The sequence below is a fragment of the Caulobacter sp. ErkDOM-E genome (assembly GCF_048541895.1).
Classification (GTDB): Bacteria; Pseudomonadota; Alphaproteobacteria; order Caulobacterales; family Caulobacteraceae; genus Caulobacter.
Map to the genome: position 1 here is coordinate 171324 of NZ_CP183331.1, position 13106 is coordinate 184429.

Here is a 13106-nt window from a genome sequence, read left to right on the forward strand (position 1 = left end):
GGTTCGATCTGGACCCCGGCTTTCGCCGGGGAGAGCGGAAGATTTTTAGCTCCGAACCCCGAAGATCGCCGAGCCCACCCGCACAGAGGTCGCGCCCTGGGCGATGGCGATCTCGAAGTCGTCGCTCATGCCCATCGACAGCTTTTCGACGCCGTTTCGCCGGGCGATCTCCCGCAGGGCCGCGAAATGCGGCGCCGGGTCGCCTTCAGCGGGCGGGATGCACATCAGCCCCTCGAGGGTCAGGCCCAGTTCGCGGCAAAGGGCGATGAAACCGTCGGCCTCTGAGGGCGCCACGCCGGCTTTCTGCGGTTCCTGCCCGATATTGACCTGCACATAGAGGCGCGGCGCCTTGCCCTGTCGGCGGATTTCGTCGGCCAGGGCCCTGGCCAGCTTCTCGCGGTCCACGGTTTCGATCACGTCGAAGAAGCCCACCGCATCGCGCACCTTATTGGTCTGCAGCGGCCCGATCAGATGCAACTCGACCCCGTCGCGATGCGGCGCCCACCGCTCCATCGCCTCCTGGACGCGATTTTCCCCGAACACCCGCTGGTCAGCGGCCAGAACCGGGGCGATATGGTCCCAGGGCTGGGTCTTGGACACCGCCACCAGCGTGACCGAGCCCGGCGCGCGACCGGCCGCGATCTCGGCGGCGGCGATACGGGCGCGGATTGAGGCCAATGCACTGTCTTGGGGGGCGTCGGGCATGCAGGAGATCGCTTGAAACCGATGGATGAGCTGAAAGCCCTGTCTAGGACGGCCATGACCTTCGCGCCAAGGACGGCGCGCGGTTTAGCCCTGCCCAGCCTGCTTTTCTTCACCGATCCCGCGCGGGTTCCAGACCCCGAAGCCGTCGCCGAAAGCCTGCCGCGCGGCGCGGGGGTGGTGTTTCGGGCCTTCGGCGCGGCGGACGCTGTGGCCCGGGGACTGAGCCTGCGCGCCATCGCCGACCGCTGCGGCCTGGTTCTGCTGGCCGGCGCGGACGAGGCTCTGGCCCGGTCCATTGGCGCCGATGGCCTGCATCTGCCGCAAAGAACCAGAGAGACCGCGTCGCTTCTGCGCGCAAGGCAGCCGGACTGGTTGATCACGATCGCGGCTCACGACCGCGAGGCCGTCATGGCCGCCAGCGCTCTGGGAGCCGACGCCCTGGTCGTGTCGCCGGTCTTTGAGAGCAACAGCCCGTCAGCGGGGACGCCGCTAGGTGTCGAGGGCCTGAGCGCTCTGGTCTCAGCGACGGACACGCCGGTTTACGCCCTGGGCGGAATCCGGGCGGCGACGGTGGAAGGCTTGAAAAACACGGGGATCGTCGGCCTGGCGGCCGTGGAAGCGTTCTTGTCCTAGAACTTGAACGCGGTTTCCAGGCGAACGCGGGGCGCGGGCTCGACCGGCTCGGCCTTGCGGGCGGCCAGGGCCGGGTTGTTGTCGCCCAGGGCGACGGCGCCGCCGACGCGAATGGACGGCGTAAGCTTGAAATAGGCGCCGGCTTCGACGTCCTTCAGCTCCATCTCACGGCCGACGGGCTGGTCAAGGCCAAGCTTGAGGCCCCATTTGCCCTTCTTGGCGTCCCACTGCAGGGTTTTCTTGGAGTCCCGGGGGCTGAACACGCCCTTGGGATTGCTGGTGAAGTCGCTTTTGACCGTAAAATCAGGCGTGGCGGAGCGCGTCTTGATCTGAGCGTGAGCGATCGTCGCCGATCCCGTGAGGATCAGCGCAGCTGCGCTTGCCGTAATAAAACGCGTCGCGGTCATCGCTACTCGTTACCTGTCCCAAACCCCACGTCCTCCCATGTAGGAGGATGCGCCCTTATTATCGATTAAAGGCTTGGGTAGAACGTGGTCAACCGGCGTTTGGTCGCAGGATACCGCTGTAGTCGCGATTCAGACGGCGCCTGTGGCGGACCGGTCACGCGATTCCTGTTTTGAGGCAGCGCGGCCATGCTATAGACCGGCCTCCGGCTGCGGGGGCGCGCCACAGTGCGCGATCGCGCCGGCGAGATATTGGAGCGAGGTACTATGGCGTTTGAGCGTGGGTCGGTTTTGCGCGGCGTCGCCGCTGGCGTACTGGCGCTGTCGGTTTTGGGCGTATCCGCCTGCGGCAGCACCAAGGGTCCCAAGGTTTTCTCCACCGTCTCGGATGACGGCGGCGGCTTCAATCCGTTCAAGGGCTTGGGCGGCGGCGGCAAGGCCCCGGCCAGCGAAGGCTCGATCGGCGTAAACGGCTATCTGTGGCGGGCCACGCTCGACACCCTGGCCTTCATGCCCCTGGCCTCGGCCGACCCTTACGGCGGCGTGATCGTCACCGACTGGTACGTGAACCCGGAAAAGCCTGACGAGCGCTTCAAGGCGACCGTCTACATCCTCGACACCCGCCTTCGCGCCGACGGCCTGAACGTCAACGTGTTCAAGCAGTCCAAGGACGCGGCCGGAGGCTGGACCGATACGCCCACCGCCGACCAGACGGCGACCGACATTGAGAACGCGATCCTGACCCGCGCGCGTCAGCTTCGGCTTTCGAACATCAAGGGCTAAGCCCCGGCGGGTCTTCGTCGTTCGCGGCGAAGACCCCGACCGCCGCACTTTCAGCGCGCTCCGGCCGCGAAACCGCATATATGTCTCGCGGACGCGCCTTTTGGGGCGCCCTTCCGCCTAATCTAGACATCTGGTTTCCATGGCCCGCTACAATCCCAAAGACACCGAGCCCAAATGGCGCAGCGCCTGGGCCAAAGCCGACGTCTTCAAGACGGCGGACATCTCGGATGGGCGGCCGAAATATTATGTGCTCGAGATGTTCCCATATCCATCCGGGCGCATCCACATGGGCCATGTGCGCAACTACGCCATGGGCGACGTCGTGGCCCGCTACAAGCGCGCCCAGGGGTTCTCGGTGCTGCACCCGATGGGCTGGGACGCTTTTGGCATGCCGGCCGAGAACGCCGCCATGGAGCGCGGTGTTCACCCCAAGGGCTGGACCTACGACAACATCGCCGCCATGCGCGAGCAGCTGAAGGCCCTGGGCCTGTCGATCGACTGGTCGCGCGAGTTCGCCACCTGTGACCCCGAATATTACGGCAAGCAGCAGGCCTGGTTCCTGAAGCTGCTGAAGCGCGGCCTCGTTTATCGCAAGGAAGCCTCGGTCAACTGGGATCCGGTCGACATGACCGTCCTGGCCAATGAGCAGGTCATCGACGGCAAGGGCTGGCGCTCGGGCGCGCCGGTCGAAAAGCGCAAGCTGACCCAGTGGTTCCTGCGCATCACCGACTATGCCGACGCCCTGATCGATGGCCTGAAAACCCTGGATCGCTGGCCTGAAAAGGTCCGCATCATGCAGGAGAACTGGATCGGCCGGTCCAAGGGCCTGCGCTTCACCTTCAAGTTCGCGGGCGAGGCCCCAGCCGGCCATGACGCCGGACTGGAGGTCTACACTACCCGTCCCGACACCCTTTTCGGGGCCAGCTTCGTGGGCATCGCCCCCGAGCACCCGCTGGCCGAACAACTGGCGGCCGGCAATCCCGACCTGCAGGCCTTCATCGCCGAATGCCGCAAGGGCGGCACCTCGGAGGCCGATATCGAGGGCGCCGAGAAGCTGGGCCGCGACACCGGCCTGCGCGTGGTCCACCCGCTGGACCCGACCCTCACCCTGCCCGTCTGGATCGCCAACTTCATCCTGATGGACTACGGCACCGGCGCCATCTTCGCCTGCCCGGCCCACGACCAGCGCGACCTGGACTTCGCCCGCAAGTACGACCTGCCGGTTTTGCCGGTGGTTCTGCCGCCCGGCGAGGATCCGGCGACCTTCACGGTCGCCAAGGAGGCCTATGTCGGCCCCGGTTCGATCTACAAGTCGGACTTCCTGGACGGGATGGACATCGAGTCCGCCAAGTCCGAGGTCGTCGCCCGCATCGAGGCCCAGGACCAGGGCCAGGGCGCGACGGTCTACCGCCTGCGCGACTGGGGCGTCAGCCGCCAGCGCTACTGGGGTTGCCCGATCCCGATCATCCACTGCGAGACCTGCGGTCCCGTCCCCGTGCCGGAAGACCAGCTGCCGGTGGTGCTGCCCGACGACGTCACCTTCGAGGCCGACAAGCCGGGCAATCCGCTGGTTCGTCACCCGACCTGGAAGCACACGACCTGTCCGTCGTGCGGGGCCCCGGCCCAGCGCGAGACCGACACGCTGGACACCTTCATGGACAGCAGCTGGTATTTCGCGCGCTTCGCCAATCCCGACGCGGCCGAGTGCATCGACAAGGCTTCTGCTGATCACTGGATGCCGGTCGACCAGTATATCGGCGGCGTCGAGCACGCGATCCTGCACCTGCTGTACGCCCGCTTCATCACCCGCGCCCTGAAGGACGAGGGCCTGTTGTCGGTCGAAGAGCCGTTCGCGGGCCTGTTCACGCAAGGCATGGTCACCCACGAGGCCTACAAGAACGTCGCCGGCGAGTGGGTTGAGCCCTCCGACGTCATCATCACTGCGGAAGATAACAGCCGCACCGCCAAGCACGCCGTGACGGGCGAGCCGATCTCCATCGGCGACATCGAGAAGATGTCGAAATCGAAGAAGAACGTCGTCGCGCCCGAAGATATCTTCGAGGCTTACGGCGTCGACGCCGCGCGCCTGTTCGTGATGAGCGACAGCCCGCCTGAGCGCGACGTGCAGTGGACCAATTCCGGCGTCGAAGGCTCCTGGCGCTTCACCCACCGCCTGTGGAACGAGTTCGACAGCCAGCCGGCCGGCGATTTCGCCCATGACGCCGGCGACGAGGCCGCCATGGCCCTGCGCAAGTCGGCTCACAAGCTGATCGGCTTCGTCACCGACAGCATCGACGGCTTCCGCTTCAACAGCGGCGTGGCGCGCCTGTACGAGTTCCTGAACGCCCTGAAGGCCGCTCCGGCAGAGGCAGCCTCACAAGCTGTGCTGGCGGCCCGCAAGGAGGCCCTGCACATCCTGGCGCGCCTGGTCGCCCCGTTCACGCCTCACCTGGCCGAGGAAGCTTGGGCCAGCCTGGGCGGCGAAGGTCTGGTGGTCGACGCGCCCTGGCCCAAGGCCGACCCGGCCCTGGCCGCCGACGACGAACGCGTGCTGCCGATCCAGATCAACGGCAAGCGTCGCGGCGAGATCAAGGTCAAGGCCGGCCTTTCGGAAGCCGAAGTCGAAAAGATCGCGCTGGCCGATCCGGCCGTTCTGGCCCACCTTGAGGGGGTCACGGTCCGCAAGGTGATCGTGGTCAAGGACCGTATCGTCAACATCGTGGCCAACTGACCGATGAAACGCATTTTCCTGGTTGGCGCGCTCGCCGTCTCCACCCTCGGCCTCTCGGCCTGCGGGTTCACGCCGCTCTATGCGACGCCTGGCGTCACGCCGGGCCTGGCCTCGATCGAGACGGTCGCCCCCGATGGCCGCGCCGGCTTCCTGCTGCGCGAGCAGCTGGATGACGCCTTTGTCCATAGTGGCGATGCGCCTTCGGCCTATCGCCTGACCCTGGCGATCAACGAGCAGCGCTATGCGCGCGGCGTGCGGGTCGACAATGTCGCCAACCGCTACGAACTGCGGATGGTGGTCAACTGGCGCCTGCTGGACGGCAAGACCGGCGCCGAGGTCCGCAAGGGCCGTAGCGAGGCCGCCGTGACCTACGACTCGGCCGACCAGCCCTATGCCGCCATCGCCGCCCAGAACGACGGCCAGGAACGCGCCGCCGCCGAGGTGGCCCGCAATATCCAGCTGGATCTCGCCGCCTGGATGGCCGGCGGCCGCAAGGCCAAGACCTGACGCTGCTGCTGAAGGCCTGACGCCATGATCCTGTCCAAGCGGCCGGACGTCGAACGCTTCCTGAAGGATCCGGCCCCGGAGATCCGCGCCGTGGTGATCTATGGCAAGGATCGCGGCGTCGTGCGCGATCGCGCCGACCAGCTGGCCAAGCGCCTGTTCGCGCGGCCCGATGATCCCTTCGACACCGCCCAGCTGACCGAAAGCGACGTCGAGTCCCATCCCGGCAAGCTGGAGGAAGAGCTCTCCGCCCTGTCGATGATGGGCGGCCGCCGACTGGTGCGCCTGCGCCTGACCGGCGAGAAGGCCGGACCTGACAAGGCCACGGCCGAGGCCCTGACCCGCCATGTCGACGGCCAGCTCAATCCCGAGGCCTTGTTCATCGTCGAGGCCGGGGCGCTGGGCCGCGACTCGACCCTGCGCAAGGTCGGCGAGAAGGCCAGCGGCTGCGCCGTCATCCCTTGCTACGAGGACGAGGCCGGCGACATGGCCCGCCTGGCCCGCGAGACGCTGGCCAAGGACAAGGTCAGCCTGAACAGCGAAGCCCTCGACCTGTTTGTTTCACGACTGCCCAAGGAACGCGGCGTAGCGCGGATGGAGATCGAGCGCCTGATCTTGTTCCTGGGCCCCGGCAGCGGCGTCAACGCCACGGCGGCCGACCTGACCGACTTTCTGGGGGTCGAGCCCGAGGCCTCGCTGGGCGACGCCGCCATCGACGCCTTTGGCGGTCGCCTCGGCGCCGCCCAAGCCGGCCTGCGTCGCGCCGCGGCGGAAGGCGAAGGCGGACCGGCTGCAGTGCGGGCCATGGGCTACCACCTGGGACGCCTGCGTCGCACCCTGACCCTGCACAAGAACGGCATCGACCTGACGGCGGCCGCCAAGGCCTCCGGCGTGTTCTGGAAACAGGAGCGCGAGTTCCTGCGCCAGGCCCGCGCCTGGACCCTGGAGCTGCTGCTCGACATCCAGGGCGAAATCCTCAACGCCGACCGGGCCTGCAAGACCTCCGGCTCGCCCGACCAGCTGATTTCCGAGCGCCTGGCCCTGATGATCGCCGGTCGCGCGCGCCGACTGGGTCTTTAGGCCGAAAACCCCGAAATCAGGGCGTTTGCTCGCCTGTGGATGACTTTCGGGAAAGCCTTGTCGAACAGGGCCTTACACGGATTATCGCCGAATCCGCCTTCGTCTCACGAAAACGGCGCCTCCCCGAGTACGGAAAGGCGCCGTTCTGTGCGCGACAGAGGCTGTTCAAAAAGTGTGAGTTCACACCCTTCGAAACTACATTGCGTGCGGTCGGTCAGACTCCGCGCGTCAGCCGGTTGCAGAGGTCGTCCAGCTGCTCGAGCGTCGCATAGCGGATGGTCAGCTGGCCGGCGCCGTCGCGATGATCGATGACCACGTCGAGGCCCAGCACCGACGACAGGTCGGACTCCAGGGCCTGGGTGTCGGTGTCCTTGACCTTGGCCGGGCGGCCACCCTTGTTCTTGGACGGACGGGCGTCGGGCGTCTTGCGGGCCAGGGCTTCAGTGTCGCGCACCGACAGGCCCCTGCCGATAATCTCGCGCGCCAGGGCGGCGGGGTCCTCGGCGGCCGCGATGGCGCGGGCATGACCGGCCGACAGCTCGCCGCTGACCAGGTGTTCCTGCACTTCGTCAGGCAGGGCCAGCAGTCGCATGGTGTTGGCGACGTGGCTGCGGCTCTTGCCGATGGTCTGGGCGATGTTCTCCTGAGTGCGGTCGAACTTGTCCATCAGCATGCGATAGGACAGCGCCTCCTCCAGGATATTGAGGTCCGAGCGCTGGACGTTTTCGATGATGCCAATCTCGAGGACGGCCAGGTCATCCAGTTCGCGAACCAGGATCGGCACGCTGCGCAGGCCCGCCCGCTGGGCCGCACGCCAGCGGCGCTCGCCGGCGACGATCTGGTATTCGCCTTCGGCGCCCGGCGCCGGACGGACCAGGATCGGCTGCAGGATGCCCTTCTCGCGGATCGAATTGGACAGTTCGACCAGATCATCCTCGCGGAAGGTGCGCCGCGGCTGGTCTGGATTTCGGCGCAACAGCTCGATGGGGGCCTCATTGGCCCCGCCCAGCCTTTCGCCCGGCGCCTGAGCCGGCGCGGAGTCGACCTCGCCCAGCAGGGCGGAAAGACCGCGACCCAAACCCCTACGCCCTTCGGCCATACCCGGCTCTCCCACCACGACGGACTCCATCTTCAAGCTCGTATCGACGACTGTTACTTCGGTTTAGGCGGCGTGGGACAGACGGGCGCGTTCGCGGCTGATCACTTCACGGGCCAGCTTCAGATAGGCCTGGCTGCCCGCGCATTTCAGATCGTAGAGCAGGACGGGCTTGCCGAACGACGGCGCCTCCGAGACCCGCACATTGCGCGGGATGACCGCGTCATAGACCTTGTCGCCAAAGTGGGCGCGGACATCCCTGGCCACCTGTTCCGACAGGCTGTTGCGCTTGTCGTACATGGTCAGGACCACGCCCTGGATCTCCAGGTGCGGATTGAGGCTGCCGCGCACCCGCTCGATGGTGCGGATCAGCTGGGTCAGGCCTTCCAAGGCGAAGAACTCGCACTGCAGGGGCACGAACACGGCATCGGCCGCGGTCATGGCGTTGACGGTCAGCACGTTCAGCGACGGCGGGCAGTCGATCAGCACATAGGTATAGGGGCCATTGGCCCGCAGGGGCTCCAGGGCGTCGCGCAGGCGGTAGGACCGGCGCGCCACTTGACCCAGTTCCAGCTCGACCCCCGACAGGTCGGCGTCAGCCGGTACGACGTCCAGGCCCGGCAGGCTGGTGGCCACGGCGGCGTCAATCACCGGCGACTCGCCCATCAGCACGTCATACAGGGTCGTCCGGCGCTGCTGGCGGGTAATGCCCAGGCCCGTCGAGCAGTTGCCCTGCGGATCGGCGTCAATCAGCAGCACGCGTTCGCCGCAGGCCGCCAGGGCGGTGCCCAGATTGATGGCCGTCGTCGTCTTGCCCACCCCGCCCTTCTGGTTGGCGATGGCGAGCACGCGGAGCGGCTGGGTTGGCTTAGCGGACACGGGAAAGCCTCTTTACTTGAACGATGCGACCGCGAGGGTCGCTTTGGCTGGGTCGCAGCTCGGCCTCGAAATTCCAAGCATTCTCGGCCTCGGCCAGCTCGCTTGCCACATCCTGTCCCTTCAGGAACAGGCCAAGCGCGCCCCGGTGCAGATAGGGCCAGGAAAAACCCAGAAGCTTGGTCATGGGCGCGCAGGCGCGGGCGGTAACCACCTCGACCTTGAGATTGAGTTCTTCGGCCCGCGCATTGTGCACCTGGGCCGGCAGGTCGAGGGCCGAAACGACCTCGGTCAGGAACCGGCAGCGCTTGGCCATGCTCTCGACCAGGTGAACCTTGGCGCCCGGTGTGTCTTTCAAAAGTATGGCCAGAACGATACCGGGCAGACCGGCGCCGGCGCCGAGGTCTGCCCAGATTTTCGCACCCGGGGCCATCTCCAGCAGCTGGGAGCTGTCGAGCACGTGGCGCGTCCAGTAGGTGGCGATGGTCGCCGGACCCACGAGGTTCATCACCGCGTTCCATTCGGCCAGCAGATCCTGGTAGCGGGCCAGATCCGCCAGCTGGCTGTCTGTGACGCCGGTCAGGGCCTGGTAGCCGGCCGCGTCGAGCACGGGTTCGGTCACGGCGTCGGGGGTCAAAACGGGCTCAGGCTGCATGGCGACGCACGTGAGCCAGCAGCGCCGTCAGCGCGCCGGGCGTCACGCCTTCGATACGGGCGGCCTGGCCCAGGGTCAGGGGCTTCACCCGCGCCAGCTTCTCGCGGACCTCGTTGGAAAGGCTGCCAACGGCGCGATAGTCGAGATCAGCCGGCAGGCGCAGATCCTCCTCCTTGCGGAAGGATTCTGCGTCGGCGCGCTGGCGGTCGAGATAGCCGGCATAGGCCGCTTCGATCTCGATCTGCTCGCGCACCGCCATGTTCCACGTGGAAACCTCGGGCCACACCTGGGCGAGGCGATCCAGGGTCACCTCGGGATAGGCCAGCATGGCGAAGATGTTCCGACGCTCGCCGTCTTCCTTGACCTTGAAACCGGCTCTCAGCGCCTCAGGTGGCGTCAGGCTGACGGAGCGGGCGAAGGCGCGGGCCGTCTCCAGCTTGGTCTTCTTGTCGGACCAGGCCTCCGCGCGCGCCGACCCGACCACACCCAGGGCGATGCCCCGATCGGTCAGGCGCTGATCAGCATTGTCAGCGCGCAGGGTCAGGCGGAATTCGGCCCGGCTGGTGAACATGCGATAGGGCTCGGTGACGCCACGGGTGACGAGATCGTCGATCATCACGCCGATATAGGCCTCGTCCCGCGCGAACACGGCGGGTTCCAGACCCTTGGCCGCCAGAGCGGCGTTGAGGCCGGCGACAAGACCCTGGGCCCCCGCTTCTTCATAGCCCGTGGTGCCGTTGATCTGGCCGGCCAGATACAGGCCCGGCAGGCGCTTGGTCTCCAGGGTCGGGAACAGCTCGCGCGGATCCACGTAGTCATATTCGATGGCGTAGCCGTAGCGCTTGACCTCGACCTGCTCCAGGCCCGGGATCGTGCGCAGGAACATCAACTGGGTCTCTTCGGAGACCGAGGTGGAGATGCCGTTCGGATAGACCGTCGTGTCGTCCAGGCCTTCAGGCTCGAGGAAGATCAGGTGACTGGATTTGTCGGCGAAGCGGACAACCTTGTCCTCGATCGACGGACAATAGCGCGGCCCGATCCCCGTGGCGCGACCGCCATAGACGGCGGATTCACCCAGGCGGTCGGCGATGATCTGGTGGGTCTCAGGGGTCGTCCACGTGACGCCACACTGGATCTGCGGGACCGTGATCCGGTCGGTCAGGAAGGAGAACGGCACGGGCTCTTCGTCGGCCGCCTGCATCTCCAGGCGATCCCAGGCGATGGTGGCGCCGTCCAGACGGGCGGGCGTGCCGGTCTTCAGACGTCCCATGTGGAAGTCGAGACCATAGAGGCGATCCGACAGGCCAATCGACGGGGCGTCGCCCACCCGGCCGGCGGGGGTGCGGGTCTCGCCCAGATGGATCAACCCCTTCAGGAAGGTGCCTGTGGTCAGCACAACGCGCGGCGCGTGATAGGCGACCCCTGCCCCGTCGATCACGCCAGCGACCTTGCCGTCCTCGACAATGAGGTCCTCGGCGGCGGCGGCGATGATGTCGAGGTTGCACGTGGCGTTCAGCTCGGCTTGCATGGCCTCGCGATAGAGCCGGCGATCGATCTGCGAACGCGGGCCACGCACGGCGGGGCCCTTGGAGCGGTTCAGCATCCTGAACTGGATGCCGGCCTTGTCGGCCATGCGGCCCATGACGCCGTCGAGGGCGTCGATCTCGCGGACCAGGTGGCCCTTGCCCAGGCCACCAATGGCCGGGTTGCAGGACATCTCGCCGATAGTCTCAAGCTTGTGGGTCAGCAGCAGGGTGCGAGCGCCCGTGCGCGCTGCGGCGCTAGCCGCCTCGCAACCGGCGTGGCCGCCGCCGATGACAATAACATCCCAGGTGTTGGACAAAGGTACGCGCCTCAATGCGAACGCCCCCGGGTCTGGCGGGGGCGCTGGAGTCACATATACCCTCTTCAGGCGAAAAGGTCGACGTGAGTCCCGGAGGTTTCACGTGAAACACTCATGGCACAGCTGTGGTCAGCCTGTGGATAACCTGTCCATGTTTCACGTGGAACTCTACTTGCCGATACAGAAGCTTGAGAACACACGATCCAGAACATCCTCTGAGTCGATACTGCCGGTGATCTTGGCGAGAGCCCGCGCGGCCAGCCGCACATCCTCGGCGGCCAGTTCTACCTCCAGACCGACATCCGACAGGGCGCGATCCAGATAGCCCCGCGCCTCACGCAGACGTTCGGCGTGACGCAGCCGGGTGGCCGCTGGAAACTCTGATCCTGACAGCGCGGCCGCCACGTGGGACGTCAGCCTGTCCCTGAGTTGATCCACCGCCTGCGCCGAATGGGCGCTCAGCGTTTCAACGGTGAGATCGCGGGCGGCGAAGGCAGACCTGGCTGCCGCAACCGCGCGCCCATCCGCGATGTCGATCTTGTTGATCACCGCCCAGTCGCCGGAGGTCAGGAGGTCGCTCCCCTCCACGTCCGGCTGTTTCACGTGGAAACCGTCGACCACCCAGATCCGCAAATCCGCCTCACTGGCCCAAGCCCGCGCACGGCGGACCCCCTCGGCCTCGATGGCGTCGCCCGTCTCGCGGAGGCCCGCCGTATCAGCCAGCAGCACGCGGTAGCCGCCCAGCACCAAGGGGGCCTCGATGATGTCGCGCGTAGTGCCGGGCGTAGCCGTGACGATCGCCGCGTCACGCTCGACCAGGCCGTTCAGCAGGGTGCTCTTGCCGGCATTGGGCGCGCCCACCAAGGCGATGCGATAGCCATCCCGCACGCGGCGGCCACGGGAGACATCCGCCAAGGCCGCGTCGATTTCGGCTTTCAGGGTCTCCAGCCCTGGCCGGGCGCGCGCCGCGACCTCCTCTGGCAGGTCTTCATCGGGGAAGTCGACAGCCGCCTCAAGCATGGCAAGGGCATGAACCAGCAGATCGCGCCAACGGTCATAGCGCTGGCTCAGGGCTCCGCCGATCTGGCCCAGGGCTTGCCGCCGCTGACCCTCGGTCTCGGCGTCGATCAGGTCGGCGACGCCCTCGGCCTGGGCCAGGTCGAGCTTGCCGTTCTCGAAAGCGCGACGGGTGAACTCGCCAGGCTCGGCCAGTCGCAGACCCAGGGCGCCCAGCGCTTCCAGAACGGCCTCGACCACGGCCCGGCCGCCATGCACGTGAAACTCGACAGCGTCCTCGCCGGTGTAGCTGGCGGGTCCCTGGAAGACGATGACCAGAGCCTCGTCGAGCTCGACGCCTTCATGCTTCAGTCGACGAAGCGCGGCCTGGCGCGGCGGCGGAACCTTGCCAGCCAGCGCCGCCACGATGTTTCGCGTGCGGGGACCCGACACGCGCACCACGGCCACAGCCGCGCGCCCGGCCGCTGTGGCCAGGGCGAAGATCGTATCCGTCATCAGTCGCGCTTGCCCACCGCCGCGCCCGCCGCCGCCGTCATCAGCTTGCGGAACTGATCCTGGGCGCCGGCCCCGAAGGCCATCCAGTTCTTCATCAGCTCTTCGGGCGCCAGCATGGCCATATTGGCGTCCATGCGTGTCTGCATCTCTTTCACCAGGTGGTCGTTGAGCGTGCTGACATCGGGCAGGCCCAGAAAGGTGCGGGCTTCCACGGGGGTGCAATCAATCTCGATGGTCATCTTCATGGCGGTTCCCTCAGGTCAGGGCACGATATTGTTATGGGC

At 66.9% G+C, this 13106-nt stretch carries 13 protein-coding genes; 5 read left to right on the forward strand and 8 right to left on the reverse strand.

The features are described from left to right. Positions 1-45 precede the first annotated feature (45 nt). Positions 46-705 (reverse strand): YggS family pyridoxal phosphate-dependent enzyme, encoded by a 660-nt coding sequence (locus tag ACN2C7_RS00890; protein ID WP_419319318.1) that lies wholly within the window; start codon positions 703-705, stop codon positions 46-48. Between the two features lie 21 nt (positions 706-726). Here ACN2C7_RS00890 and ACN2C7_RS00895 point away from each other — a divergent pair, with 21 nt between their 5' ends. Next, positions 727-1338 (forward strand): thiamine phosphate synthase, encoded by a 612-nt coding sequence (locus ACN2C7_RS00895; protein ID WP_419321512.1) that lies wholly within the window; start codon positions 727-729, stop codon positions 1336-1338. On the opposite strand, the gene ACN2C7_RS00900 is transcribed toward ACN2C7_RS00895, so the two are convergent. After that, on the reverse strand, positions 1335-1745 hold the full coding sequence (locus ACN2C7_RS00900) for an NtrZ family periplasmic regulatory protein (protein ID WP_419319319.1): 411 nt from the start codon (positions 1743-1745) through the stop codon (positions 1335-1337). The genes ACN2C7_RS00895 and ACN2C7_RS00900 overlap by 4 nt on opposite strands. A 249-nt stretch (positions 1746-1994) precedes the next feature. On the opposite strand from ACN2C7_RS00900, the gene ACN2C7_RS00905 reads away from it, so the two are divergent. From ACN2C7_RS00905 to holA, 4 genes are all read left to right on the forward strand, one after another. Beyond that, positions 1995-2525: a DUF3576 domain-containing protein gene (locus ACN2C7_RS00905; protein WP_419321513.1), complete on the forward strand. Its 531-nt coding sequence runs from the start codon at positions 1995-1997 to the stop codon at positions 2523-2525. Between the two features lie 139 nt (positions 2526-2664). Then, positions 2665-5256: a leucine--tRNA ligase gene (gene leuS / locus ACN2C7_RS00910; RefSeq protein ID WP_419319320.1), complete on the forward strand. Its 2592-nt coding sequence runs from the start codon at positions 2665-2667 to the stop codon at positions 5254-5256. A 3-nt stretch (positions 5257-5259) separates the two neighbouring features. Then, positions 5260-5763 carry an LPS assembly lipoprotein LptE gene (gene lptE, locus ACN2C7_RS00915; protein WP_419319321.1) on the forward strand — a complete coding sequence of 168 codons (504 nt, stop codon included), beginning with the start codon at positions 5260-5262 and terminating at the stop codon, positions 5761-5763. 24 nt (positions 5764-5787) lie between these two features. Next, positions 5788-6840, forward strand: a complete 1053-nt coding sequence (holA, locus tag ACN2C7_RS00920; protein WP_419319322.1) for a DNA polymerase III subunit delta — start codon at positions 5788-5790, stop codon at positions 6838-6840. 214 nt (positions 6841-7054) lie between these two features. Here holA and ACN2C7_RS00925 read toward each other — a convergent pair whose 3' ends face one another. The 6 genes from ACN2C7_RS00925 to ACN2C7_RS00950 form a co-directional block, all read right to left on the reverse strand. Continuing rightward, positions 7055-7969: a ParB/RepB/Spo0J family partition protein gene (locus ACN2C7_RS00925; protein ID WP_419321514.1), complete on the reverse strand. Its 915-nt coding sequence runs from the start codon at positions 7967-7969 to the stop codon at positions 7055-7057. Positions 7970-8002: 33 nt separating this feature from the next. Beyond that, positions 8003-8815, reverse strand: coding sequence for a ParA family protein (locus ACN2C7_RS00930; protein WP_419319323.1), 813 nt, complete (start codon positions 8813-8815; stop codon positions 8003-8005). Continuing rightward, positions 8805-9467, reverse strand: a complete 663-nt coding sequence (rsmG, locus tag ACN2C7_RS00935) for a 16S rRNA (guanine(527)-N(7))-methyltransferase RsmG (protein ID WP_419319324.1) — start codon at positions 9465-9467, stop codon at positions 8805-8807. Before rsmG ends, ACN2C7_RS00930 begins: the two co-directional genes overlap by 11 nt. Beyond that, entirely contained in the window at positions 9457-11310 is a 1854-nt protein-coding gene (gene mnmG / locus ACN2C7_RS00940) for a tRNA uridine-5-carboxymethylaminomethyl(34) synthesis enzyme MnmG (protein WP_419319325.1), read from the reverse strand. Before mnmG ends, rsmG begins: the two co-directional genes overlap by 11 nt. A 168-nt stretch (positions 11311-11478) precedes the next feature. Continuing rightward, positions 11479-12822 carry a tRNA uridine-5-carboxymethylaminomethyl(34) synthesis GTPase MnmE gene (mnmE, locus tag ACN2C7_RS00945; protein WP_419319326.1) on the reverse strand — a complete coding sequence of 448 codons (1344 nt, stop codon included), beginning with the start codon at positions 12820-12822 and terminating at the stop codon, positions 11479-11481. Next, a complete protein-coding gene (locus ACN2C7_RS00950) occupies positions 12822-13067 on the reverse strand; it encodes a DUF6489 family protein (RefSeq protein WP_419319327.1) in 246 nt (81 codons plus the stop codon). The genes mnmE and ACN2C7_RS00950 overlap by 1 nt, the downstream gene beginning before the upstream one ends. Between the last annotated feature and the right edge of the window lie 39 nt (positions 13068-13106).